Below are 24,974 nucleotides of genomic sequence, written 5' to 3' on the forward strand. Positions count from 1 at the left end.
TCCCTCACATCCGGAAGACGCCGTAGCCGCCGGCGCCCTCCCACGGTCGGTTCTCGATCACGGACAGGCAGATGCCGAGCACGGTGCGGGTGTCGCGCGGGTCGAGCACCCCGTCGTCGTAGAGCATCCCGGAGAGGAAGTGCGGCAGGCTCTGCTCCTCCACCGACGCCTCGACGAAGGCACGCACCTGGGCGTCGGCGTCCTCGTCGAAGGGCTGGCCGCGCGCCTCCGCCGCCGCCCGGGAGACCAGCGACATCACGCCGGCGAGCTGCGCGGGTCCCATCACCGCCGACTTCGCGCTCGGCCAGGTGAAGAGGAAGCGCGGGTCGTAGGCGCGACCGTTCATGCCGTAGTTGCCGGCCCCGTAGGAGGCGCCCATGATCACCGTCAGGTGCGGCACGGTCGAGTTGGAGATCGCGTTGATCATCATCGCGCCGTGCTTGATGATGCCGCCCTGCTCGTAGTCCTTGCCGACCATGTAGCCGGTGGTGTTGTGCAGGAAGAGCAGCGGCGTCGAGGTCTGGTTGGCCAGCTGCACGAACTGCGCGGCCTTCTGCGCCTCCTCGCTGAAGAGCACCCCCTGCGCGTTGGCGAGGATGCCCACCGGGCGCCCGTGGATGCGCGCCCAGCCGGTGACCAGCGAGGTGCCGTAGAGCGGCTTGAACTCGTCAAAGGCCACGGCATTGGTCGCGCTGACCCCGTCGCACACCCGCCGGACCACCTCACGCGGGTCGAAGGGCTCCTTGAGGTCGGCCGGCACGAGGTCGAGCAGCTCGTCGGGGTCGGCGTCCGGCTCGGCGTACGCCGGGGGCGCGGCCGTGCGCTGCCGGCCCAGCCGGGCGACGATGCGGCGCCCGATGCGGATCGCGTCGCGCTCGTCCTCGGCGAGGTAGTCGGCGAGGCCGGAGACCCGGGCGTGCATCTCGGCACCGCCGAGCGACTCGTCGTCGGACTCCTCCCCGGTCGCCATCTTGACCAGGGGCGGACCGCCCAGGAAGACCTTGGCCTGCTCCTTGACCATGACGGTGTAGTCGCTCATGCCGGGCACGTAGGCCCCGCCCGCGGTCGAGTTGCCGAAGACCAGCGCGACGGTCGGGCGGCGGTCGGCGGACGACCGCGTGAGGTCGCGGAAGAGCTTGCCGCCCGGGATGAAGATCTCCTTCTGCGTCGGCAGGTCGGCGCCGCCGGACTCGACGAGGGAGACCGTGGGCAGCCCGTTCTCCTCGGCGACCTGGGCGGCGCGGAAGATCTTCTTGACCGTCCACGGGTTCGAGGCGCCGCCCTTGACCGACGGGTCGTTGGCGGTGATGACGCACTCCACGCCCTCGACGACGCCGATGCCGGTCACGACGCTCGCCCCGACGGTGAAGTCGGAGCCCCACCCGGCGAGCGGGCTGAGCTCGAGGAAGGCCGAGCCCTCGTCGACGAGCAGCTCGATGCGCTCGCGCGGCAGCAGCTTGCCGCGCGCGTGGTGGCGCGCGACGTACTTCTCCCCGCCGCCGGCGACCGCCTTCGCGTGCTCGGCGTCGAGCGCCGCGAGCTTCTCGAGCATCGCCTCGCGATTGGTGGTGGGCGCGCTCATGCGGTGTAGCCGAGCAGCTTGGCGGCGAGGTCGGTGAGGACCTCGGTGGCACCGCCGCCGATGGGCAGCAGCCGGGCGTCGCGGTAGTGCATCTCGACCTCCGTGCCGTGCATGTAGCCGACGCCGCCGTGCAGCTGCACCGCCTGGTCGCACACGGCCGTGGCCGTCTCGACCGCGGTCTGCTTGGCCAGGCACGCCTCGGCGACGACCGTCTCGCCGGCGACGTGGCGACGCGCGACCTCGTGGGTGTAGGCCCGCGCGACCTCGACCTGCCGGTGCATCTCGACGAGCTGGTGTCGCACGACCTGCCGGCTCACCAGCGGCTTGCCGAAGGTCTCGCGGCGCCGGCAGTGCTCCACCGTGAGCGCGAGCGAGCGGGCCGCGATGCCGTAGGCGTGGACCGCGAGCGCGATGCGCTCGACGACGAACTGCTCGGCGATGTACCAGAAGCCGGCGTCCTGCTCGCCGACGAGGTTGCCGACCGGCACCCGCACGTCGACGTAGGAGAGCTCGGCGGTGTCGGAGCAGTGCCAGCCCATCTTCTCGAGCTTCCGGTCGACCGAGAAGCCGGGCGCGTCGGTGTCGACCACGAGCAGGCTGACGCCGCCGGCGCCGGGGCCCCCGGTGCGCACCGCGGTGGTGACGAAGTCGGCGCGGGTGCCGGAGGTGATGAACGTCTTCGACCCGTTGACCACGAAGTGGTCGCCGTCGCGCACCGCGGTCGTGCGCAGCGCGCCGACGTCGGAGCCCCCGCCGGGCTCGGTGACCGCGAGCGACCCGACGAGCTCGCCGGCCAGCGTCGGGCGGACGTAGCGGTCCACGAGCTCGGGCGAGCCCTGTGCGGAGATGTGCGGCAGGGCGATCCCGTGGGTGAAGAGGGCGGAGAGCAGGCCGCTCGAGGCGCCCTCGGCGAGCATCCCCTCCTGCAGCGCGACCGTGTCGAGCAGGTCGCCGCCCTCACCACCCTGCTCCTCGGGGAAGCCGAGGCCGAGCAGGCCCTGCTTCGCCGCGGCGCGGTGCAGCTCGCGCGGCACCTCGCGGGCCGCCTCCCACTCCTGCAGGTGCGGCGCGACCTCGCGCCGCGTGAACTCCGCCCCGAGCGCGGTGAGCGCTCGACGGTCCTCGGGTGTGCTCACAGCAGTCCCTCCTCGATGTGGACCGTCCGCGAGCGCACCCACTCGCCGAGGGCCTTGGCCTGCGGGTCGAAGCGGGTCGACGCGGCCACGCCGTCGCCGAGCAGCCCGCGGACCAGCACGTTGACGCCGCCGAGGTTCGGCAGCACGAAGACCTCGACGTCGAGGTCGGCCGCCTCGGGCACGAGCTCGCGCACCTTCCGCGGCGTGATCAGCTTCTGCAGCCACCGCGACCGCGCGGCGTGCTGCTCGGGCGGTGCGCCGTCGTGCGCCACCCACAGCCCGAGGTTGGCGTCGCCGCCCTTGTCGCCGGAGCGGGCGTGGACGAAGGTGCCGAGCGGCAGCCGGCGGGTGAGGGTGTCCTGCGGGGCGGGGTAGGGCGAGGGGCGGCGGCCCGCCTCGCCCGCGCCGTCGTCCTCCTCGGGCGGGGCCAGCACGGTGGGGTCGGCGACGACCTCGCGGCGGCCGTCGGCGTGCACCACGGTGTGCTCCACGAGGGAGCGCTCGACGTAGGCCGGGCGGTAGACGCCGTACGGCGTGGGCGCGGCAGGCGGGCCGGTCAGGGTGAAGCCGGGGTAGGACGCGAGCGCGAGCTCGACGACGGCCGCCGTGAACGGCTTGCCGACCGGGCCGGGCTCGGGGTCCTTCACGCTGCAGCGCAGCAGCACCGAGGCGGCCTCCTCGGTCTCCGCGTCGAGCGCGGGCTGGGTGACCTGGCTCCAGTGCACCTCGGCGGGCCGGCGGCCGCCGGCGTCGAGCGCCGCGTCGAGCTGCGCGCGCACCCAGGCCGCCTTGGCCTCGACGTCGAGACCGGTGAGCACCAGCTCGGCGGTGTTCCGCCAGCCGCCCAGCTCGTTGACGCACACCTTGAGACGCCCCGGCGGCGCGGAGCCGCGCACGCCGCTGAGGCGGACCCGGTCCTCCCCGGCCTGCTCCAGCTCGACGGTGTCGAGGTGGGTGGTGACGTCGGGACCGAGGTAGCGGGCGGACTGGACCTCGTAGAGCAGCTGCGCGGTGACGGTGTCGACCGTGACGGCGCCGCCGGTGCCGGGGTGCTTGGTGATCGTCGCGGAGCCGTCGGCCGCGAGCTCGGCCAGCGGGAAGCCGAGCGGGCGGCTCCAGGGCTCGGGGTCGGCCGCACGGAGGGCCAGCGCGCCGGAGAAGTTGCCGCCGGTGGCCTGTGTGCCGCACTCGAGCACGTGCCCGACCACGACCGCGCCGGCGAGGGCGTCGTGGTGCGCGGGGTCGAGGGTCCAGCCGAAGTGGGCCACCGCGGGGCCCACGACCAGGCTGGCGTCGGTGACGCGGCCCGTGACGACGACGTCCGCGCCACCGCGCAGCGCGGCCGCGATGCCTGCGCCGCCCAGGTAGGCGTTGACGGTCAGAGCGCCCTCGGCGCCGGCCTCCGCGGCGCGGGACCGCAGGTCGTCGCCCTCGACGTGGGCGACCGCCGCGTCGAGGCCGAGGCCGCGGGCGACCTCGCGGATCCGCTCGGCCAGCCCTGCGGGGTTGAGGCCGCCGGCGTTGGCGACGAGCCGGGTGCCGCGCTCCAGCGCGAGGCCGAGGCACTCCTCGGCCTGCCGCACGAAGGTCCGGGCGTAGCCGGCGCCGGGGTCCTTCAGCGTGTCCTTGCCGAGGATGAGCATCGTCAGCTCGGCCAGGTAGTCGCCGGTGAGCACGTCGAGCGGGCCGCCCTCGAGCATCTCGCGCATCGCCGACAGGCGGTCGCCGTAGAAGCCCGAGCAGTTGCCGATCCGGAGGACGTCCGCAGCGGGCTCCGCGGCGGGCTCCGCGGCGGGCTCCGCGGCGGGCTCGGCGGACGTGCCGCTCACCGCTGCGCCCGTCCGCCGCCGGGAGGGCCGGCGAAGGCCTGGGCGATGCCCAGCCACTGCTCGGCGTCGTCGCCGACGGCCACCAGGTCGGTGTCGGCACGGTGCCGGCGCTGGGTCGCCAGCAGCGCGAAGTCCCACGCCGAGCCGCTGACCCGCTGCGCGGCGTCGTCGGGGCCGTAGGTCAGCACCTCGCCACCGGGGAGGGTCAGCTCGACCCGCGGCTCCTCGGCAGGCGGCTCCATCCCGTGGGTGGCGTAGGCGAACCCGCGGGTGCGCACGCCGAGGTGGACGACGTGGCGCACCCGGTCGTGCGGGTCCGGCTCAGCGCCGAGGCCGGCGGCGGCGAGGCCCTCGGCGACGTCGAGGCCGTGGGCCCAGGTCTCCATGTAGCGGGCCGTGGCCATCGACGCGGCGCTCATGGGCGGGCCGAACCACGGCAGCTTCGTGCCGGCGGGCAGCGTGGTCAGCACCTCGACGAGCGTCTCTCGCCCGTGCCGCCAGCGCTCGAGCAGCTCCGCACCAGGCGCGCGCGCCCCCTCGGCCGCGGCGTCGTCGACGAAGCCGTCGGGCGCCGCGACCGCGGCGGCGACCAGCTGGTCCCACCCGGCGCGGTCGGTCGCGGCCAGCACGGCTGCCTCGTCGGTCCAGGCGAGGTGGGCGACCTGGTGCGCGACGTCCCAGCCCTCCGCGGGCGTCGGCGTGCGCCACTGCTCGTCGCTCAGTGGTGCGAGCAGCGCGTCGACCGCGGCCTGCTCGGCGGCCAGGTCGGCGAGGACCTGCTCGAGGACGGTTCCGCTCACGGCTGCTCCTGCGGGTCGGTGCTGCGCGGGTCGGTGCTGCGCGGCTCGGCGAGCAGGCGCTCCTCGAGGACCAGCGCCCACTGGTCGAGGATCCCGGCGCGGCGCCGGGAGTCGTCGGTGATGGTGTCGGCGAGGCCGAGGCCGCGCACCAGGTCGAGGGTGGCCTGCACGAGCTCGCGCGCGCCCGGCCGCGACTCGTCGACGCCGAGCATCTCCACGCTCACGCGGTGGGCGTCGCGGCCGACCCGCTGCTCGAGCGGCCCGACCGCGGCCAGCAGCGCTTCGTCGGTGCGGGCGGCCACCCACAGCTCGAGCGCGGCGGTGAAGACCGGGCTCGTGAAGTGGTCGGCGAGCACCTGCAGCACCGCCCGGGTGCGGTGCGGACCGGCCGGCAGGGCGTGGGCGGCCGCGGCCAGCTCGGCGCCGCGCACCTCGGTCAGGTGCTCGACCGCCGCGACCACGAGGTCGTTCTTGGTCGGGAAGTGGTGCAGCTGCGCACCCCGGCTCACCCCCGCCCGTTGCGAGACCAGGGTGGTCGTCGTGCCGGCGAAGCCGTGCTCGACCAGGCAGTCGACCGTCGCCTCGAGCAGGCGCGCGCGCATCGCGCGGCTCCGCTCGCCCTGCGGCACCCGGGCGGCGGCACCGGGCGGCGTCGCCGTGGCCGGGGTGGGTGAGGTGGGCACGGCGCCATCCTCACGGCGTACCGAACAAACAGTCAAGCCTGACTTTTTCTGCAGCTGCCCCCGAGCTGCGTCATGCGGTCGGTGCGCAGTCGCGTCGCGGTCGCATGACGCAGCAGCGGGAGGGACGCACCCCCGGGCTCTCCCGCACGGTGGGGGCGGCGGTGGCCCGTCAGAGGCGGAGGTCCACCCAGACCAGGCGGTGGTCGGAGTTCGGGAAGGGGAAGGTGCCCGTCAGCCGGGAGGGCGGGTCGGCGAGCTCGGGCCAGAAGACGCCCGACCCGGTGACGCGCAGCGACCGCGACGGGAGCACGTAGTCCACGCGCAGGTTGCCGGGGCCGCCGTCGGCGAAGTCGGCGGTGTCGTACGCCGGGTCCGCGCGGTGGGCGTCGTTCGCCCCGCCCTGCACCCGGGCGGCCTCCACGGCGCCGCGGGAGGTCGGCTGCGGGTCCTGGACCTTCGGGGAGCGCAGCAGCTGGTCGATCGCGGCGTCGACCGAGTCGCCGTCGAGCGGGTCGGCGTTCTGGTCGCCGGCCACGACGAAGCGGGCGCCGGGCGCCAGGCCGCCGCGGCGGCCCTGGTCGTCGTGGACGTAGGCGGAGCGCTGCCCGCCGCGCACGTAGTCGGCCCAGAAGCGGATCTCGTCGTGGTTGCGCAAGCCGTTGCGGTCCTCGGGGCCGTCGAAGGTCGGCGGTGTCGGGTGCGAGGCGAGCAGGTGGACCGTGCGGCCGCCGACGACGACCGGCACGTCCCAGTGCGACTTCGACGACAGGCGCACGTCGGCGAGCTCGGCCGGGGTGAACCAGTCGGCGGGCGCCGGGGTGGCCGGGTCGTCCGGCAGCAGCGCGCCGGGCATGTCCGCCCAGCGGAAGCGCTGGAAGGTCCGGACGCCCTCGAGGTCGATGGGGTAGCGGCTCAGGACGACCATGCCGTACTGCCCGGGGAACAGCCCGAAGCCGAAGGCGTCGTCGCCCCCGCCGACCCGCCCGTCGTTGTTCAGGTCGTGCCCGCTCGGCACCCCGGTGTTGCTCGGCGCCACGAAGGCGTAGGGGTAGTCGATCGGCGAAGCGCCGCCCTGCCCCACCTCGAGGTAGTGGTCGCGGAACAGGTCGACGGCCTCGCCGCCGGCGACGAAGTCGAACTCGTTGAGCAGCAGCACGTCGGGACGGGTGCGCTGGACGATCTCGGCCACGGCCTGCGCCTGCACGTCGTCGGGCGTCGACAGGTCCTCGACCAGCTCGCCCTCGGCACCGCGGTTGAGGGAGGCGTTGAACGTGGCGACCCGCAGGTCGACCGGCGCGCCGCGCTGGCCCGGGGCGCGGTCGCGGTCGGGCGCGGCCGCGGCGGGGGACACGGCGAGGCCGCCTGCTGCGAGCGTGGCGGCGGCGAGCCCGGCCAGGGCGGCGAGGACGGGACGGGGGAGGGCGCGCAGGCCCCGAGAGCTGGACGTCATGTGCGCCACCCTGCCGCACGTGGGTGACCGCAGGGCCGACGGCGGGTGACGAGACGGTCCGACCCCGCGAGGTGGCACCGCCAGGACGCGCGCGGGCGCGTCGTGACGGTGCCACCTCCTGCGGCCGCCGACCCGCCGTCTCAGTCGAGCCGGGCTGCCAGCGGCAGGCGGGAGCGGGCGGTGAGCCACACCAGCGCCGCGACGAGGAGCGGCAGCGCGACGACGAGCAGCCCGATCAGCGTCCACGGCACGTCGAGCACGTGGCGCGCCGCGACCCCGTCCCCGGCGAACCCCCGCGTCAGCGGGAACGACACCGCCACCCCGGGCACGAAGCCGACGGCGGCCCCGAGCGCCGCGCCGGTCCCCCCGACCACCAGGGCGTACGCCGCGGCGACGCCACGTCGACGGCGCGGGCTCGCGCCCACGGCGGCCAAGGTGGCCAGGTCGGGCCGCGCGTCGGCCAGCGCGAGGAAGGTCGCGGTCAGCGTGCCGCCGAGCATCAGCACCGCGCCGAGCCCGAAGAGCACGAGCTGCACGACGACCGTCTCGTCGGGTGCGACGTAGCCCCGCTCGACGTAGAGGTAGCCGTCGCGGCCGGTCACGGCGACCGCCTGGTCGAGCTCCTCGGCCGCACGGGCCGAGATCTCCGCCCCCGACACGAGCACCGCCCGCGGCGCCACCTCGAGCCCGACCGCCCGCGCTGCCGCGGGCGACAGCACCCCGGCCACGGGCGGGTAGGTGCCGCCGCCCGCCGGCAGCGCCGCCGCCTCGACGCGCTCGGCGACCCGCTGCCCGAGGGGCTCGCCCGTGTCGAGGTCGTAGCGCTCCACCCCCAGCTCGACGCCGGCGGAGAGGTCGCCCTCGCTCAGCAGCACCGCGCCCCCTGCGGCCAGCGCCGCGTCGGCCTCGGCGCGGGTCGCCGCCCCGGCGTCCACCAGCACGGCGAGCGCGTCGGGCACCTCCGCGGCCACCAGCCAGTCGGTGCCGAGCGAGCTGTTCCACCCGTTCGGGAAGAGGGTCGACGAGCCGCCCGCGCGGTCGCCCGGCGGCACCACCTCGACGGAGGCGTAGGTGCCTGCCTCCTCGTCGTCGGCCACCGGGCCGCGGACCACCGCGACCTCGGCACCCGGCAGGACGGCCGTCGCCGCCGCGGCCCAGCCCTCGGCGTCGACCTCGCTGCCCGAGACCAGGCCCCAGCCCATCGGCAGCTGCGCCTCGTAGCCCTGCTCGTTGCCCGCCTCGTCGCTGCTGGTGGCGATGCCCAGCGCGACCACCCCGGCCACGGTCGCGGCCACGGCGGCGACCGCGGGCGCGGTGCGGGTGCGGTGACGGGCGGCGTCGCGCACGGCGTAGCGCAGCGACAGCGGCGCGCGGCGCCCGACCCGGGCCACCCCGGCCACCACGAGCGGCACCAGCAGGACCGTGCCGGCCACGGTGAGGATGGCCGAGCCCGCGATGAGCGTCTCGCCGCCCGAGGCGCGCCCCGCGCCGTACGCCGCCAGCGCGACGCCGACGGCGACGAGCCCGAGCCCGAGCACCGGGGAGCGGCGCGACGGCCGGCGGTCGCCTCGCCGCCCGGCGAGCACCGCCACCACGTCCTGCCGCGAGGCGACGACGGCGGGGACGACCGCGGCGAGGAAGGCGCTCAGCAGGCCGAAGCCCGCGATGACCGGCAGGTGCGACCACGGCACGTCGAACGGCCCGAATCGACTGTCGGAGAACAGCTGGAGCAGCGGCAGCACGCCCCACCCGGCCGCGAGGCCGACGACGGTGCCGAGCGCGGCCGCGAGACCGCCGAGCACGAGGCCGGAGGCGAGCACGATCCGGCGGCCCTGGCGCGGCGTGCCGCCCGCGGCGGCCACGAGCGCCAGCGTGCGCGACTGCCGACGTGCGGAGACCGCGAAGGCGGGGCCGGCGAGCAGCACGACCTCCATCAGGGCCATGGTGACCACCAGGACGGCGGCGGCGACCAGGCCCTCGTCGGGGCCGGAGCCCGCCATCAGCTCCGCCACCTCCGGCGGCAACGGGGGCGGGTCCTCGAGGACCACCCGGGAGACCGCGGTGGCACCGATCGCGTTCAGTGCGCGCACCTGCTCCCACGACACCCCGTCGGGCCCGGTCTCGGCGATCCAGGTGGTGGCGACGCGGTCGGTCGCCCCGTCGCCGACGCCGACCGGTCCCGCCACCAGCGGGTAGCCGGTCTGCTCCGTCGACTCCACCGTGCCGACGACCGCCCGGCTCGGTCCGTCGCGCAGGCGCAGCGTGTCGAGCAGGCCCGGCCCGCTCTCCGCGAGGGCGGCGTTGACCACGACCTCGCCCGGGCCCTCGGGCAACCGGCCCGAGGTCAGCTCCACCAGGCCGGCCGCGAGGGGGTCGGTGAGGTCGACCTCCAGCAGCTCGGCGTCGTCGAAGCCGGCGTCGGTGGCCACGCTGACCACCGCGCCCCGGCGCACCTCGAGCAGCCGGGTGCGCTCCCCCAGCACCGCGCGCACGTCGGCGGCGGTCGGCGGCGCGGCCGCGGTGTCGACGGGGCCGCCGGTCAGCTCGGCCTCGCTCGCGGCGAACTCGTTGGGGTCGGGCGCCTGCAGCAGCGGCCCGCCGCCGACGGCGGTCACCAGCGCGTCGCCCGCGCCGGTGCGGCGCTCGAGCGCCTCGGTCCCGGTGATGTCCTGCGTGGCCCGCGCGACGTCGGCCGCGGTCACCGCGGCCACGGGCAGCGCGATCATCGCGAGGGCGATGGCCGTCCGGGCCTTCGCGCGGCGGGCGTCGCGCCACGCGACGCGGAGCGCGGGCCGCCAGCCCGCCCGACCGGAGCGGCCGGGCCGGGCGGAGCGGGCGGAGCGGCCGGAGCGGGCGGGCCGGGCGGTTCGGGCGGGCCGGGCGGTTCGGGCGGAGCCGGCGGAGCGGGCGGGATCGCCCGGGCGGCCGCTCACCGGCTCGGCTCGGCGGGCTCGAGCAGCAGGTGCTCGACCGGGTCGGAACCGGTCTCGTCGACCACGACGCCGTCGCGCAGGAAGACCACCCGGTCGGCCCAGGCCGCGTGGCGGGCCTCGTGGGTCACCAGCACGCCGGCGGCGCCCGCGTCGCAGCGGGCCCGCAGCAGCTGCAGGATCTCCTCGCCGGTGTCGGTGTCGAGGGCCCCGGTCGGCTCGTCGGCGAGCACGAGGCGCCGCTCGCCCACGACCGCGCGGGCGATCGCCACCCGCTGCTGCTGGCCACCCGACATCTCGTCGGGGAAGCGGTCGGCGAGGTCGAGGATCCCGACCTCCTCCAGCGCCGCCATGGCCGCCCGGCGCGCGGCGCGGCTGCGCTCACCGTCGAGCTCGCGCGGGAGGGCGACGTTCTCGGCGGCGGTCAGCGCCGGGATGAGGTTGAAGCCCTGGAAGACGTAGCCGACGGACGTGCGCCGCATCCGGGCGCGGCCGTCCTGGCCCAGGGCCGCGAGGTCCTCGCCCTCCACCAGCACGCGACCGGAGGTGGGGGTGTCGAGGCCGCCGGCGAGGGTCAGCAGGGTCGACTTGCCCGACCCGCTGGGGCCCATCACGGCCACCAGCTCCCCGGCGTGGGCGCGGAAGGAGACCCCGCGCAGGGCCTGCACCTGCGTCGCCCCCTCGCCGTGCACCCGGCTCACCTGGTCCAGGTGCAGCACCGGCGCGCTCACCGGCGCACCCCCTCGTCCTCGGTCGCGCCGGTCGCGCCGGCCGCGCCGCTCGCGGTGGCGGTGGCGGCCGGGGCCGTGCCGCCGGGGACGCCCGGGCCCGACTCGCGGGCCGCGCGGCGCAGCCGCGCCTCGCAGTGGTCGAGCCAGCGCACCTCGGCCTCGGCGGCGAAGACCAGCGAGTCGAGCACGAGCCCCCAGGCCAGCTCGGTGCGGTCGCCCCCGCCGGCGGCGGCCTGGCGCTTCAGCCGGGTGTAGTCCTGCAATGCGGCCATGGTGGCCCCGCGCTGGCGCTGGATGACGGTGCCGACGTCGACGCCGGGCACGGTCACCGCGAGCGCCAGCTTGATCGCCAGCTCGTCGCGCGGCGGCTGGGTGCGTGCCACGGGCGTGGTGAACCAGGCGGCGACCTCCTCGCGGCCCGCGTCGGTCACGGCGTACACGACGTGTCCCTCGTCGTCGGTGCCCTCGCCGGCCACGAGGCCGTCGCGCTCGAGGCGCGCCAGCGTCGTGTAGACCTGCCCGACGTTGAGCGGCCAGGTGGACCCGGTGCGGGTCTCGAACTCGGCGCGGAGCTGGTAGCCGTACATCGGCCCCTGCTCGAGCAGCGCGAGCATCGCTTGCTTGACGGACACGGCCGTCCCCCGTTCGTGCGGTGCTCCACCGACCCCCGTGGCCGGTGGATACCGGGTATGCATACCACGTATGCAGTGCGACGGGCGAGTAGTCGCCCCCCCTACCGCAGCAATTGCTCGGTTATCGCCCGGTTACCGGCCGGTAAGGGGGCCACAGCTCAGCAATTGCCCGGCTGGCAGGATGCGCGGATGGCCGACCGCACCCCGCAGACCACGCTCATCACCGGCGCCAGCTCCGGCCTCGGCGCCGAGATGGCGCGCCAGCTCGCGGCGAAGGGCCACGACCTCGCGCTCGTCGCCCGCCGCACCGACCGGCTCGAGGCCCTGCGCGACGAGGTCGCGACCGCCCACCCCGACCGCCGGGTCGAGCTCCGGCAGCTCGACGTCACCGACGAGGCCGCCGTCGCCCGGGTCGTCCCCGAGCTCGACGAGGCGCTCGGCGGCCTCGACCGCGTCGTCGTCAACGCCGGGCTCGGCAAGGGCGCCCCGATCGGCACCGGCCGGGGGGAGGCCAACCGCGAGACGATCACCGCCAACGTGCTCGGCGCCCTGGCCACCGCGGAGGCGGCCCTGGAGCTCTTCCGGGCCCGGGGCCGCGGCCACCTCGTGGTCGTCAGCTCGATGTCCGCCGTGCGGGGCCTGCCGAAGGCCATGACGGCGTACGCCGCGTCCAAGGCCGCCGTCGCCTCGCTCGCCGAGGGCCTGCGCCACGAGCTCCTCGGCACCGGCATCGACGTCACCACGCTCTACCCCGGCTACATCGCCTCGGAGATGAACGACCAGCCGCCCGGCCAGCAGCCGCCGATGATGGTCTCGACCGAGAAGGGCGTGCGCGCGATGGTGGCCGCGATCGAGGCACGCAAGGCGGAGGCCTACGTCCCGGCGCTTCCCTGGGCCCTGCTGCGCCCGGTCATGGAGCACGCCCCGCTGCCCCTCTTCCGCCGCCTGGTCTGAGCCGGGCGCACCCCAGGCTCAGCGGTAGGTGAGCGGCCCGCCCTCGAGGTGGACGTGCTCGTTGAAGGAGACCAGGGTCGTGCCGCGCCGCCCGACCACGAGCGTGGTCACCGCGCTGTTGACGACGACCGTGTTGAGCCGGTTCCACGCCCGCGCCCGCACGCCGGCGTCCTCGCCGAGGTCGAGCAGCGCCGAGGCGCAGGCCGCGACGACGCCACCCGAGGTCACCACGACCGCGTCGCGTCCCTCGGCCCGCCCGACGACCGCACGCAGCGCCGCCTCGGTGCGCGCCAGGAACGCCGCGTAGGTCTCGGCGTAGTCGGCGGTGCCCGTGCCGGTGGCCCAGGCCATCGTCGAGCGCTCGAACCACGCCTGGAAGGCCGCCCGGTCCTCCCCCGCCGCGGCCGCGTCGGGGTCGTCGCCGTGGTGCGCGAGCACGCCGAGGTGGTCGAACTCGTCCCACCCCGCGTCGACGTGCACCTCGACGGCCCCCGGCGACCAGCCCGCGCCGTCGACGACGCCGTCGAGGGTCTCGCGGTGGCGCCGCAGCCCGCCCCGCGCGAGCAGCAGCCGCTCGGGGTCGAGGCGCGACGCCAGCGCGCGGCCCAGCAGCCGCGACTGCTCCCAGCCGGTCGGCGACAGCACGTCGTAGTCGTCGCTGCCCCACGACGCCTGCCCGTGGCGCACCAGCAGCACCCTGCCCATCCGGACCTCCTGTGCCGGGCCGACCACGAGGGACGTCGGCCTCCTCCGGCATCCTCGCGTGCCAGACTCGGGCGCGTGCCCGCACCCCACGCCGTACGCCGTCTGCTGGCGGTCGGCGCCCTCCTCGCCCTCGGCGCGACGAGCGCGTGCAGCGGCGACGAGCCCGCCGCGGACGGGCCGGAGTCGAGCGCCGCACCCACCCTCGCGCAGGCGGACCTGGCGCGCGGCCTGGCCGACCTCTACGCCGGCGCGGGCACCGGACGGGCCGGCACCGCCGCCGCGGAGCAGGCCGCGCGCGAGGCGACGTGCTTCGGCGAGGTGCTCGCCCGGGCGGTGCCCGCGAGCACGCTGGGCGAGGCCGGGCTCGTGGTCGACGGCGCGGTCGTGGAGCAGGCGCCCGTGCTGCCCGAGCAGCTGGCGCGGCAGTGGTTCGCCGCCCAGCAGGCGTGCGCCGACTTCGTGGCGGTCTCGACCCGGGCCCAGGTGGCGGCGACGAAGGGCCGCCTCGACCGCGAGGCCTACGCCGGCTGCCTGCGCGGCACGCTCGACGCCGCGACCATCGAGGAGGCCGTCGTCGCCACCCTCACCGCCCGGTGGGACGACCCGGCGGTGGCCGCCCTCGGCGACGCGCAGGCCACCTGCGCCCGGGGCGCGCTCCCGCCCGAGTGACGGGTCCGCGAGGGCCTCAGGCCGAGACCGCGGCGACGACGCGCGCGCGGTCGACCGGGTCGCACCACGCCTGCCACGACCGCGCGAGGCGGCGGGCGGCGAAGAGGAGCAGCGGCACGGCGAAGACGACCGGCAGCCACCACGCGCCGAGGCGGCCCAGGGTGCCGAAGAGCAGCCCGGTGACGGTGGTCGCGAGCGCCAGGCGCGCGGAGTAGCCCACCATCACGACCGGCGGCGCCGGGGTCGCGCGGGCGCTGCGGAGGTCGACCGCGAAGGGTCGCAGGCGCGACCACTGCATCGACGAGGCGACCACCTGCACCGTCACGACCACCCAGGTGCACAGCAGCGCGCTCAGCTCGGCCGCCGTCGGGGTGCCCGCCCGCAGGGAGGCGAGCAGGAGCGTGACCGCAGCGGCGCCGAGGAGCCACTCGCCGAGCACCCACGCCCGCGACGCGAACTGCACCCGCGGCGAGACGGGCAGGCTCTCGCGCCACAGCGCGCCGCGCCCGTCGAGGCACCAGACGTTGACGCCGAAGAGCAGCGCCCCACCGGAGGCGACCAGCCCCGGCAGCACGGTGAGCACCTCCCAGCGCAGGCCACCGGCCAGCGCGATCAGCCCCGGGGCGATCGCCAGCACAGCCGTGCCGCGCCGCATCGGCACCGCGCGCCACACCGACGCCCGGTCGAGGCGGAGCACGGCCGCGAGGTCGGAGCGGGGGGACGGGCGCACCGTGCGCCGGCCGGTCTCGGCCCGCGACTCGTCGTGCGGCACCCGCCGGGCCGCGGCCCGCGCCGGCCACGCACCGGCCACGACCGCCAGCGCGAGGAGCAGCACCTCGACCGCGAGCGTGACCGCGACGCGCAGCCCCGGCCCGGGATCGACGGAGGCCGCGGCCAGCACCAGCGGCAGGGTCGGCACCCGGTCGAGGAGGTCGTCGAGGCGACCGCCGACCTGCAGCGCGACCGCGCCTGCCGCGAGCAAGCCGACCGCGACCCGCGTGACCGCCACGCCCCGCGGGCCGCGCCGCAGCGCCTCGACGCCCCACGCGACCGCTTGGGCCAGCGCCGTGGCGGTCGCGATCCACAGCAGCAGGACGACCTGGGCGAGGGGCAACCACGTCGGCCCGAGGGCGTAGGCGGTCGCCCCGAGCAGCACCCACGCCTGCACCAGCCACGCGGTGTTGAGGGGCGCCATCAGCAGGGCGCCGAGGTGGTCGGTCACGGGGCTCACCGGGTGCGGCGCTGCCTGGTCGCGGGGCACCAGCTCGCGACCGCCCCCCGACGCGACCGCCGCGAGCAGCGCCAGCAGCAGGAAGCCCGCCCAGGCCGTGGGCAGCAGCAGCAGCACCGAGAAGGCGCGCTCGGAGGTCCGCGCACCCGGGGCGTAGGCCGGCAGCGTCGCCGCCAGCACCGTCAGGGCCGTGGTGGCGGCGACCACGGGGTAGGCGCGGCGCCGCGGCACGGCGCCCGCCCGGAAGCGCACCAGGTACCCGACGTCGGCCGTGGCCCGGCGCGCCTCGGCGAGGGCAGCCGCGAGGCGGGCGCGGCCGCCCGCGGTGCGTCCGGCCGAGGCCCCGGCCGCAGCGTCGTCAGTCGAGGAGAGCGCGGTAGGCACGGGCGCCCTCCTCCCCCACCAGCTCGGCGCTGCCGAGCTCGGCGACCCGGTTGCCACCGCGCAGCACGAGCGCGTGGTCGCAGGCCTCGATCGCGAGCTCGCGCAGGTGCGTCGAGACGAGGACGGCCGCACCCCGCGCGCAGGCGTCGGCCACGACCTCCAGCGTGGCCTCCACACCGAGCGGGTCGACGCCGTCGAACGGCTCGTCGAGGAGCAGCAGCTCGGGACGGTGGAAGGCGGCGAGCACGACCGAGAGGCGCCGGCCCATGCCGTGGGAGAAGCCGGCCGTGACCCGGTGGGCGACGTCGCCCAGCTCGAAGCGCTCGAGCGCGGCGCGGGCGTCGTCCTCCCAGTCGGTCAGGCGGCGCAGCCGGGCGGCGAGCTGCAGGTGCTCCCACGGCGTCGCGCGCGGCACGAGGCCGCCGACGTCGGGGCAGTAGCCGCTGCGGCGGCGCACCTCGAGCGAGTGCGTGCGCAGGTCGAGCCCGAGCACCTCGACGTGGCCCGCCGTCGGCGGCACCACCCCGGCCAGCACGCGCATCGTGGTGGACTTGCCGGCGCCGTTGCGGCCGAGCAGCGCGGTGGCGCGCCCGAGGTCGGCGCGCACGTCGACGCCGCTGACGGCGGCGACCTCGCCGAAGCGCACCACGAGGCCACGCACGTCGACGGCCGGCGCCCGGCCCCGGAGTTCGCTCACCGGCCCATCCTCCCCGAGACCGCTGCGCCGCGGCAGCGCTTCGGGTCGACCACCGCCCGACCGGCGGAGGGGGTGGTCTGGACCGGGTGGGTGGGTGAGGTGACCCCGTCACGCCTCGTCGTTCCGACCAGCAGGAGCGGGGCACTCGGCCCCGCCCGTCTCGGAAAGGGTCCACACGATGAAGCGCTTCGCTGCCGTCCTCACCCTGGCCTTCGCGGCCACCCTCCTCAGCGCGGCTCCGTCGCAGGCCGCGAGCCTGTGCCTGAGCTACGACATCTCGGTCAACGGCCAGGGCCAGGCGCAGAGCATCTGCCTGCCGGGCTGACCCGCCGGCGGCACCAGCACGCACGACGCCCCCGCCCGGGAGACCGGTCGGGGGCGTCGCTGCGTGCGGGTGCCTGTGGTGCGTGCGCTCAGGCGGGGAAGGTCCCGCCCGTCGCCGCGAGGTCGCGCAGCCAGTCGGTCGGGCGGAACCGGTCGCCGTACTGCTCGGCCAGCTCGTCGGCACGGGCGACGAACGCGGCCAGGCCGACCTCGCCGTCCCTGCCCTCGTAGCCGAGCATGAACTGCGCCGCGCCGCCGGTGTTCGGCGGGAAGCCGATGCCCATGATCGAGCCGATGTTGGCCGCGGCCGCGGACTCGATCACGCCCTCCTCGAAGCACTTGGCGGTCTCGAGCGCCTCCGAGAAGAGCAGCCGCTCCTTCACGTCGGCGAAGGGGATCTGCTCGGCCGCGACCGGGAACTCCTCGGCCAGGCCCTGCCAGAGGCCCTGGCGACGACCGTCGGCGTAGTCGTAGAAGCCGGCGCCCTTGAGGCGCGACGGGCGCTCGAGCTCGAGCATCCGCTGGACGACGGCGGTGCCCGGGTGCTCGACGTACGGCGTGCCGTCGCGCTCGGCGGCGTCCTTGGTCGCCTTGCCGATCTTGGCCATGAGCTCCATGTTGAGCTCGTCGGTGAGCTGCAGCGGGCCGACGGGGTAGCCGTCCTGCGTCGCGGCGCGCTCGATCGACATCGGGGCGACGCCCTCGGCGAGCATCGCGAGGCCCTCGTTGACGAAGAAGCCGATGACGCGCGAGGTGTAGAAGCCGCGGCTGTCGTTGACGACGATCGGGGTCTTCCTGATCTGCTGCACGACGTCGTAGGCCTTGGCGAGCGCGGCGTCGGTGGTCGCCTCGCCGCGGATGATCTCGACCAGCGGCATCTTGTCGACAGGGCTGAAGAAGTGCAGGCCGATGAAGTCGGCCGGGCGGTCGACGCCCTGGGCGAGCTCGGTGATCGGCAGCGTCGAGGTGTTGGAGCACAGCAGGGCGTCGGCGTCCACGTGCTTCGCGGCCTCCGCGAAGACCTGGTGCTTCAGCGCCGGGTCCTCGAAGACGGCCTCGATCACCAGGTCGCAGCCGGCGAGGTCGGCGTAGTCGTCGGTCGCGGTGATGCGCCCGAGCAGCTCGGCCTTCTTCTCCTCGGTCGAGCGGCCCTTCGCGATCGCCTTGTCGAGCAGCCCCTCGGAGTAGGCCTTGCCCTTGGCGGCCGCCTCGGCGGACACGTCCTTGAGCACCACCTGCATGCCGGCGCGGGCGCACGAGTAGGCGATGCCCGCGCCCATCATCCCGGCGCCGAGGACGGCGACCTTCTGCGCGACGTACTTCTCATGCCCGCCCGGGCGCAGCGACCCGGCGCTGATCGCCTGCAGGTCGAAGAAGAACGCCTGGATCATGTCCTTGGAGTTCTGCTCGGTGATCAGCTTGGTGAGGTAGCGCGACTCGATGCGCGAGGCGGTGTCGAAGTCGACCTGCGCGCCCTCGACGGCCGCCGACATGATCGCGCGCTGCGCGGGGTAGTCGGCGCCCTTGAGCTGCTTGCGCAGCAGCGCCGGGAAGGCGGGGAGGAACTGCGCCAGCTTGGGGCTGCTGGGGGTGCCGCCGGGCATCTTGTAGCCCGGGCGGTCCCACGCGTTCAGCGCGGCCTCGGGGTCGTCCTGGTGCGCCAGCACCCAGGCGCGGGCGGCGGGCACCAGCTCGTCGAGCGAGCCGACCAGCTCGTCGACGAGGCCCTTCTCCTGCGCCTGCGCCGGCTTGAAGCGTGGGCCCTGGAGCAGCACGTCCATCAGCGCGGGCTGCAGACCGAGCATGCGGGTCACGCGGGTGACGCCGCCGCCGCCCGGCAGCAGGCCCAGGGAGGCCTCCGGCAGGCCGATCTCGACCTTCGGGCTGTCGAGCGCGACGCGGTGGTTGCAGGCGAGCGCGATCTCGAGGCCGCCGCCCAACGCGGCACCGTTGATCGCGGCCGCGACGGGGCGGGGGAAGAGCTCGAGGCGCCGCAGCGCCTGCTTCACGCCCTCGGCCATGGTGAAGACGCTCTCGGCGTCGGCCTTGGTGGCCTGCACCATGCCCTTGAGGTCGCCGCCCGCGAAGAAGGTCTTCTTGGCGCTGGCCACGACGACGCCGACGACGTCGTCCTGCTCGGCGTACAACCGCTCGACGGCCGCGGCCATCGAGTCGAGGTAGAGCTGGTTCATCGTGTTGGCGCTCGCCGTGGGGTCGTCGAGCGTGAGGGTCACGATGCCCTCGGCGTCGCGGTCGTAGCGGACGGCGGTCTGGGTCTGCGTCTGGGTCATGGGGTCCTCTTCGTGCACGGGGCGCGCGGCGTGGTGCGCGCGCCGGTCAAGGGCGTACGGCGGGTGGGGGCGGTGGGCGTGCGGCTCACAGGGTCTCGACACGCGGGTCACGGCTCTGCGGACTCAGCCGTGCCGCTCGCTCGACCACCGACGGCTGGTCGTCGCGCGGGCGCGCTCAGACCAGCTCGACGATCGTGGCGATGCCCATGCCGCCGCCGACGCAGAGCGTGGCGAGGCCGCGGCGCAGGTCGCGTCGCTCGAGCTCGTCGACGAGGGTGCCCAGGATCATCGCGCCGGTCGCGCCGAGCGGGTGGCCCATCGCGATCGCGCCGCCGTTGACGTTGGTGACCTCGTGGCTGATGCCCATGTCGCGCATGAAGCGCAGCGCGACGGCGGCGAACGCCTCGTTGATCTCCCACAGGTCGATGTCGTCCGCGGTGAGGCCGGCCTTGGCCAGCGCCTTGCGCGCTGCCGGGGCGGGGCCGGTGAGCATGATGACCGGGTCGGCGCCCGACACGGCGGTCTGCACGATGCGGGCGCGGGGGGTCAGGCCGAGGTCGGTGCCGACCTGCTCGTTGCCGATCAGCACCAGCGCGGAGCCGTCGACGATGCCCGAGGAGTTGCCGGCGTGGTGGACGTGGTCGATGCGCTCGACCCAGTGGTACTTCTCCAGCGCCACGTCGTCGAAGCCCGCCTGCGCGCCGATGTCGGCGAAGCTCGGCTTGAGGCCGGCCAGGCCCTCGGGCGAGGTGTCGGGGCGGATGGTCTCGTCGTGGTCGAGCACGGTGAGGCCGTTGAGGTCCTTGACCGGGACGACCGCGTCGGCGAAGTAGCCGTTGGCCCACGCCTTGGCGGCGCGGTGGTGCGACTCGGCGGCGAAGGCGTCGACGTCGGTGCGGCTGAAGCCCTCGATGGTGGCGATCAGGTCGGCGCCGATGCCCTGGGGCACGAAGCCGGTGGCGAAGGCCGTCGCGGGGTCCTGCGCCCAGGCGCCGCCGTCGGAGCCCATCGGCACGCGGCTCATCGACTCCACGCCGCCGGCGAGGATCAGGTCCTCGAAGCCGGACGCGACGCGGCCCGCGGCCTGGTTGACGGCCTCGAGGCCCGAGGCGCAGAAGCGGTTGAGCTGCACGCCGGCCACCGTGTCGGGCAGGCCGGCCTTGAGCGCCGCGGTCTTCGCGATGTCGCCGCCCTGGTCGCCGATGGGCGAGACCACGCCGAGCACCACGTCGTCGACGCGGGCCGGGTCGAGGCCGGGGTTGCGCTGCTGGACGGCGTCGAGCAGCCCGACGACGAGGTCGACGGGCTTGACCTCGTGGAGGCTGCCGTTCTTCTTGCCCTTGCCGCGCGGCGTCCGGAGGTGGTCGTAGACGAATGCTTCTGCCATGAGGTGTCCCTAGCTCGCGTCGGGTGGGTGGTGTCCGTGCCGGTGGTGTCCGTGCCGGTGCCGGTCCGCTGCCGGCCGGGCGCGCGGGGGCGCGGGCGGGTGGAGGACCGTGCGACGATTGTGACACTCTTGCTGTCACAGTCGTCAAGGGCACCCCCGGTGTGGTGCCGCACACACCCGCGCGTCCCTGCGGCGCGCCCGAGCCCGCGGAAGGGAGCGACGTGGCCCAGGCACCCGGCCCCGACGAGGACCTGATGACCCTCGACGAGCTCACCACCCGGGTCGGCACGACCGTGCGCACGCTGCGCTTCTGGACCTCGAAGGGTCTGGTGCCCCCGCCGATCCGCCACGGCCGCTCGGGCTACTACACCGCCGACCACGTCGCCCGCCTCGAGCTCGTGCAGGAGCTGCAGGCCCACGGCTTCACCCTCGCCGCGATCGAGGGGCACCTCGCGCAGCTGCCGCCCGACGCGACGCCCGAGGACATCGCGCTGCACCGCACGCTGCTGGCGCCGTGGATGCCGGAGTCGCCGGTCGAGATGACCCGCGCCGAGCTCGAGCGCCGCGCGTCGCGCCCGCTCGACGACGACGACCTCGGCACGCTCGTCGCGCTCGGCATCGTGCACCCCGGGCCCGACGGCCTGGCGGGCGGGCAGCTGCGCGTGGCCGTCTCGCAGCTCGGCGTCGGCCTGGGGCTGCTCGAGCTGGGCTTCCCGCGCGAGGCGGCGCTCGCCGCCGGCGAGGTCTACGCCGCGCACGGGCGTGCCATCGCCGAGGAGCTGTACGCCCTCTTCCGCGACCGGGTCTGGCCCCGCTACCGCGGCGACGCCGACGCCGCCGACCGGCTGCGCGAGGTGGTCGAGCGCCTCAAGCCGCTCTCCGTCGCGAGCCTGGTCAACGCCTACGAGTCCGCGATGGAGGAGAAGCGGCGCGAGGCGGTCGACCGCCGCGCCGCCACCCGCTGAGGGGTCACCCGCTGCGCACCCGCCGAGGGGTCACGCGCTGCGCACCCGCCGAGGGGTCACGCGCTGCGCTCGGGTGGCATGCGCCGACCGGTCGCGGGTCACCGTGGAGGGAGGACCGCGAACCCAGGAGGCGACCATGGCGAAGCAGCAGAAGGACCCGGGCCCCAGCGTCAAGGACGACGAGCTCTACGAGAAGCTCCGCGACGAGGGCAACAGCAAGGAGAAGTCGGCGCGCATCGCCAACGCCGCCGCGAACTCCTCGCGCTCCGAGGTCGGCAAGAAGGGCGGCAAGGCGCAGAGCTACGAGGACCAGACGGTCGACGAGCTGCGCCAGCGCGCCCGCGAGCTCGACATCGAGGGGCGCTCGACGATGAACAAGGACGAGCTGGTCGAGGCCCTGCGCGACCACTGAGCCGCGCGGCCCCGGCCGTGTCGGAGTCCCCGGTCGACCGGTGACTCCTGCACTTGTGGCCCGAGAACTCGGGGCACAAGTGCAGGACCTGGGCCACAAGAGGGCCGGCGCGCGCCCTAGGGCGGGTCAGCGGCGCCCGGAGAACGACGCGGCGCTGTGGCCGCCCGAGCCGCCGGAGCCGCCCGACGTACGCCGCGGCGCACCGCCGCGCCCGCCGCGCGCGGCCTGACCACCGGCGGGCGCCGACTGCTTCGGCCCGGACTGCTTCGCGCCGCCCGAGCGCGCCTGGCCGCGACCCTGACCGGAGCCGCCCTGGCCCGATCCGGAGCCCGAGCCGGAGCCACCGCGGCGACGACGTCGACCGCCGCCCCCGCCGGCACCGCCGGGACCGCCGGAGCCACCCGAGCGCGCCGGCGCCGACGTCGGCACCTCGAGCTCGAGGCCGCCCTCGACGCGGACCCGCTCGCCGGGGGCGAGGGAGACCAGCACCGGGTGGGCCGGGCCGTCGACGCGCGTCGTGGTCGGCTTGATCCCCGCAGCGCGGGTCAGGGCACGGACGTCGCGCACCTGGTCGTCGGTCATGAGGGTGACGACGGTGCCGTCGTTGCCCGCGCGGGCGGTCCGGCCCGAGCGGTGCAGGTAGGCCTTGTGCTCGACCGGCGGGTCGGCGTGCACCACGAGCGCGACGTCGTCGACGTGGATGCCGCGCGCCGCGATGTCGGTGGCGACCAGCGTCGTGGCGCGACCGGAGTGGAAGGCCTCGAGGTTGCGGGTGCGCGCGCCCTGGCTGAGGTTGCCGTGGAGGTCGACCGACGGCACCCCGTTCTTGTTGAGCTGGCGGGCGAGCGCCTTGGCGCCGTGCTTGGTGCGGGTGAAGACGACCGTGCGGCCGGGGGCCGAGGTGAGGTCGACGAGCACAGGCAGCCGCTGCTCGCGCTGCACGTGGAGCACGTGGTGGGCCATCGTCGACACCGGCGACTGCGCCGAGTCGGCCTCGTGGCGGCGCGGGTCGGTGAGGAACCGCTTGACCAGCACGTCGACGCCGTTGTCGAGGGTCGCGGAGAAGAGCATCCGCTGGCCCTGCCGCGGCGTGCGGTCCATGATCCGGCGCACGCCGGGCAGGAAGCCGAGGTCGGCCATGTGGTCGGCCTCGTCGAGCACGGTGATCTCGATGCGGCCGAGGTCGCAGTGACCCTGGCCGATGAGGTCCTCGAGCCGGCCGGGGCAGGCGAGCACGATGTCGGTGCCGCGGCGCAGCCCCTGCACCTGCGGGCCCTGGCCGACGCCGCCGAAGACGGTCATCACGCTGAGGCCGGCGGCCTTCGCCAGCGGGTCGAGGGACTCCTTGATCTGGCCGACGAGCTCGCGCGTCGGGGCCATGACCAGGGCGCGGGGGGCCTTCGGCGAGGGCGTGCGACCGCTGGCCTGCAGGCGCGCGACGAGCGGGAGGAGGAAGGCGAAGGTCTTGCCCGAGCCGGTGCGGCCGCGCCCGAGCACGTCGCGGCCGGCGAGGGAGTCGGGCAGCGTCGCCGTCTGGATGGGGGTGGGGTCGGAGATGCCGCGCTCGGCGAGGAGGGCGACGAGGGACGAGGGGACGCCGAGGTCGGCGAAGGTGGGCACGGAGGGGCTGCTCTCTGCTGGAGGTGACCCGCCACTGCGCCGCTCCCCCGGTCGGAGGAGGGCGTCGCGCGGAACCCCACGAGGTGGAGCTGCAACGCGCGGACAGCACGCGGCAGGACCGGGCGAGCTGTGCAGGCACGACCCTAGCCGTCACCGGCCCCGGTCGGTGAATCGGCGCGCACCCCACGGCGTACGCCGGGTCCCGCGGCCGCCCGAGCGTCATGCGCTCCGCACGCGATCGCGTCGCTCCCGCATGACGCAGCGCGCGTCGCCGGCGGCGGGCCACCACGGGTCAGCCCCGAGCGTCATGCGCTCCGCACGCCATCGCGTCGCTCCCGCATGACGCAGCGCGCGGCGCCGGCCTCAGGCCTGGACCGCCACCCCGCGCTCGAGCAGGCCGTCGACGTCGGCGACGCCCCAGGCGCGCAGGGCGTCACGGGTGTGCGCGCCGGCCTGGGGGGCCGGCGGCAGGCCGAGGGAGGGCTCGGTGCGCGAGAAGCGCGGCGCGGGGGCGGGCTGCACGAGCCCCTCGTGCTCGACGAAGACCCCACGCGCGGCCATGTGGGGGTGCGACGGCGCCTCGGAGAGCCGCACGACCCCGGCGACGCAGGCGTCGGTGCCCTCGAAGACCTCGACCCACTCGGCGCGGGTGCGCTGGCGGAAGCGGTCGGCCACCAGCGTGCGCAGCGCAGGCCAGGTGGAGGGGTCCCAGCGGTCGGGGGCCTCCTCGGCGATGCCGAGCAGCTCGACGAAGCGGTCGTAGAACTGCGGCTCGAGCGCCCCGACGCTCATGTGCTCGCCGTCGGCGGTCTCGTAGATGTCGTAGAACGGCGCACCGCCGTCGAGCAGGTTGGCGGCGCGCTCCTCGCGGTGCCCGCCGCCGGCGAGGAAGGCCGAGGTCATCGCGTTGAGGTGGGCGGTGCCGTCGACGATCGCGGCGTCGACGACCTGGCCCTCGCCGCTCGTGCGCGCCTCGAGGAGGGCGGCGAGGATCCCGGTGACGAGGTACATCGACCCACCGCCGAAATCGCCCACCAGGTTGGCGGGGAAGTGCGGGCGGGTCTTGTCCTGGCCCAGCCCGTGCAGGGTGCCGGTGATGGCGACGTAGTTCATGTCGTGCCCGGCGACCTGCGCGAACGGCCCGGTCTGGCCCCAGCCGGTCATCCGGCCGTAGACCAGCCGCGGGTTGCGCGCATGGCACTGCTCCGGTCCGAGGCCGAGCCGCTCGGCGACGCCGGGTCGCATCCCCTCGACCAGCACGTCGGCGCCCTCGACGAGGTCGAGCACGACGCCGACCGCCTCGGGCTGCTTGAGGTCGAGCGCCACGCTGGGGCGTCCGCGGTTGAGCAGGTCGTGGGCACCGCCCGCCAGCATGCCGCCGCCGGGCCGCTCCACGCGGACCACGTCGGCACCGAGGTCGGCCAGCGTCATGCACGCGTGCGGCCCGGGGCCGATCCCGGCGATCTCGACGACCCTGAGGCCGCGCAGCGGTCCGGTGCCCTGTCCCAGCTCGATGCTCATGGGCCGCATCATGACACCACCACTGTCACGGTCGCGCGCTG

21 protein-coding genes are annotated in these 24,974 nt (G+C 75.8%); 5 read left to right on the forward strand and 16 right to left on the reverse strand.

Going from position 1 to position 24,974, the window contains the following annotated elements:
* Positions 1-4: 4 nt before the first annotated feature.
* From BJ989_RS01770 to BJ989_RS01810, 9 genes are all read right to left on the reverse strand, one after another.
* Positions 5-1,582, reverse strand: a complete 1,578-nt coding sequence (locus tag BJ989_RS01770; RefSeq protein ID WP_179516750.1) for an acyl-CoA carboxylase subunit beta — start codon at positions 1,580-1,582, stop codon at positions 5-7.
* A complete protein-coding gene (locus BJ989_RS18535) occupies positions 1,579-2,718 on the reverse strand; it encodes an acyl-CoA dehydrogenase family protein (RefSeq protein ID WP_179516751.1) in 1,140 nt (379 codons plus the stop codon). The genes BJ989_RS01770 and BJ989_RS18535 overlap by 4 nt, the downstream gene beginning before the upstream one ends.
* The gene (locus BJ989_RS18540) at positions 2,715-4,547 is read right to left on the reverse strand and encodes an acyclic terpene utilization AtuA family protein (protein ID WP_343049003.1); all 1,833 of its coding nucleotides are present in this window, start codon (positions 4,545-4,547) and stop codon (positions 2,715-2,717) included. Before BJ989_RS18540 ends, BJ989_RS18535 begins: the two co-directional genes overlap by 4 nt.
* Positions 4,544-5,347, reverse strand: coding sequence for a TIGR03084 family metal-binding protein (locus BJ989_RS01785; RefSeq protein ID WP_179516752.1), 804 nt, complete (start codon positions 5,345-5,347; stop codon positions 4,544-4,546). Before BJ989_RS01785 ends, BJ989_RS18540 begins: the two co-directional genes overlap by 4 nt.
* The gene (locus BJ989_RS01790) at positions 5,344-6,030 is read right to left on the reverse strand and encodes a TetR/AcrR family transcriptional regulator (protein ID WP_343049004.1); all 687 of its coding nucleotides are present in this window, start codon (positions 6,028-6,030) and stop codon (positions 5,344-5,346) included. Before BJ989_RS01790 ends, BJ989_RS01785 begins: the two co-directional genes overlap by 4 nt.
* A gap of 169 nt (positions 6,031-6,199) precedes the next feature.
* Positions 6,200-7,480, reverse strand: coding sequence for an endonuclease/exonuclease/phosphatase family protein (locus BJ989_RS01795; protein ID WP_179516753.1), 1,281 nt, complete (start codon positions 7,478-7,480; stop codon positions 6,200-6,202).
* Positions 7,481-7,620: 140 nt separating this feature from the next.
* Positions 7,621-10,206 (reverse strand): FtsX-like permease family protein, encoded by a 2,586-nt coding sequence (locus BJ989_RS01800; protein ID WP_218848667.1) that lies wholly within the window; start codon positions 10,204-10,206, stop codon positions 7,621-7,623.
* 203 nt (positions 10,207-10,409) lie between these two features.
* A complete protein-coding gene (locus BJ989_RS01805) occupies positions 10,410-11,141 on the reverse strand; it encodes an ATP-binding cassette domain-containing protein (RefSeq protein ID WP_179516755.1) in 732 nt (243 codons plus the stop codon).
* The gene (locus tag BJ989_RS01810) at positions 11,138-11,773 is read right to left on the reverse strand and encodes a helix-turn-helix transcriptional regulator (RefSeq protein ID WP_179516756.1); all 636 of its coding nucleotides are present in this window, start codon (positions 11,771-11,773) and stop codon (positions 11,138-11,140) included. Before BJ989_RS01810 ends, BJ989_RS01805 begins: the two co-directional genes overlap by 4 nt.
* 189 nt (positions 11,774-11,962) lie before the next feature.
* On the opposite strand from BJ989_RS01810, the gene BJ989_RS01815 reads away from it, so the two are divergent.
* Positions 11,963-12,727, forward strand: a complete 765-nt coding sequence (locus tag BJ989_RS01815) for an SDR family oxidoreductase (RefSeq protein WP_179516757.1) — start codon at positions 11,963-11,965, stop codon at positions 12,725-12,727.
* Positions 12,728-12,745: 18 nt separating this feature from the next.
* On the opposite strand, the gene BJ989_RS01820 is transcribed toward BJ989_RS01815, so the two are convergent.
* Positions 12,746-13,432 (reverse strand): histidine phosphatase family protein, encoded by a 687-nt coding sequence (locus BJ989_RS01820; RefSeq protein ID WP_179516758.1) that lies wholly within the window; start codon positions 13,430-13,432, stop codon positions 12,746-12,748.
* 75 nt (positions 13,433-13,507) lie between these two features.
* Here BJ989_RS01820 and BJ989_RS01825 point away from each other — a divergent pair, with 75 nt between their 5' ends.
* On the forward strand, positions 13,508-14,101 hold the full coding sequence (locus BJ989_RS01825; protein WP_179516759.1) for a hypothetical protein: 594 nt from the start codon (positions 13,508-13,510) through the stop codon (positions 14,099-14,101).
* Positions 14,102-14,117: 16 nt separating this feature from the next.
* Here BJ989_RS01825 and BJ989_RS01830 read toward each other — a convergent pair whose 3' ends face one another.
* Together BJ989_RS01830 and BJ989_RS01835 are read right to left on the reverse strand one after the other, a co-directional pair.
* Positions 14,118-15,716 carry a hypothetical protein gene (locus tag BJ989_RS01830; RefSeq protein WP_179516760.1) on the reverse strand — a complete coding sequence of 533 codons (1,599 nt, stop codon included), beginning with the start codon at positions 15,714-15,716 and terminating at the stop codon, positions 14,118-14,120.
* On the reverse strand, positions 15,691-16,413 hold the full coding sequence (locus tag BJ989_RS01835; protein ID WP_179516761.1) for an ATP-binding cassette domain-containing protein: 723 nt from the start codon (positions 16,411-16,413) through the stop codon (positions 15,691-15,693). Before BJ989_RS01835 ends, BJ989_RS01830 begins: the two co-directional genes overlap by 26 nt.
* Before the next feature lie 178 nt (positions 16,414-16,591).
* Between BJ989_RS01835 and BJ989_RS01840 the strand changes: the two genes are divergently transcribed.
* The gene (locus BJ989_RS01840) at positions 16,592-16,738 is read left to right on the forward strand and encodes a hypothetical protein (protein WP_179516762.1); all 147 of its coding nucleotides are present in this window, start codon (positions 16,592-16,594) and stop codon (positions 16,736-16,738) included.
* Positions 16,739-16,826: 88 nt separating this feature from the next.
* Here the strand turns inward: BJ989_RS01840 and BJ989_RS01845 are convergent, their stop codons facing one another.
* The gene (locus tag BJ989_RS01845) at positions 16,827-19,028 is read right to left on the reverse strand and encodes a 3-hydroxyacyl-CoA dehydrogenase NAD-binding domain-containing protein (protein WP_179516763.1); all 2,202 of its coding nucleotides are present in this window, start codon (positions 19,026-19,028) and stop codon (positions 16,827-16,829) included.
* Between the two features lie 175 nt (positions 19,029-19,203).
* Positions 19,204-20,415: an acetyl-CoA C-acetyltransferase gene (locus BJ989_RS01850; protein WP_179516764.1), complete on the reverse strand. Its 1,212-nt coding sequence runs from the start codon at positions 20,413-20,415 to the stop codon at positions 19,204-19,206.
* A 221-nt stretch (positions 20,416-20,636) separates the two neighbouring features.
* On the opposite strand from BJ989_RS01850, the gene BJ989_RS01855 reads away from it, so the two are divergent.
* Complete coding sequence (locus BJ989_RS01855; RefSeq protein ID WP_343049005.1) at positions 20,637-21,380, forward strand: MerR family transcriptional regulator; 744 nt, start codon at positions 20,637-20,639, stop codon at positions 21,378-21,380.
* 136 nt (positions 21,381-21,516) lie between these two features.
* Positions 21,517-21,792, forward strand: a complete 276-nt coding sequence (locus tag BJ989_RS01860; RefSeq protein ID WP_179516765.1) for a DUF7218 family protein — start codon at positions 21,517-21,519, stop codon at positions 21,790-21,792.
* 126 nt (positions 21,793-21,918) lie between these two features.
* On the opposite strand, the gene BJ989_RS01865 is transcribed toward BJ989_RS01860, so the two are convergent.
* Complete coding sequence (locus BJ989_RS01865; RefSeq protein WP_179516766.1) at positions 21,919-23,412, reverse strand: DEAD/DEAH box helicase; 1,494 nt, start codon at positions 23,410-23,412, stop codon at positions 21,919-21,921.
* Between the two features lie 363 nt (positions 23,413-23,775).
* A complete protein-coding gene (locus BJ989_RS01870) occupies positions 23,776-24,933 on the reverse strand; it encodes a CaiB/BaiF CoA transferase family protein (protein WP_179516767.1) in 1,158 nt (385 codons plus the stop codon).
* Between the last annotated feature and the right edge of the window lie 41 nt (positions 24,934-24,974).

The sequence above is a fragment of the Nocardioides perillae genome (assembly GCF_013409425.1).
GTDB lineage: Bacteria > Actinomycetota > Actinomycetes > Propionibacteriales > Nocardioidaceae > Nocardioides > Nocardioides perillae.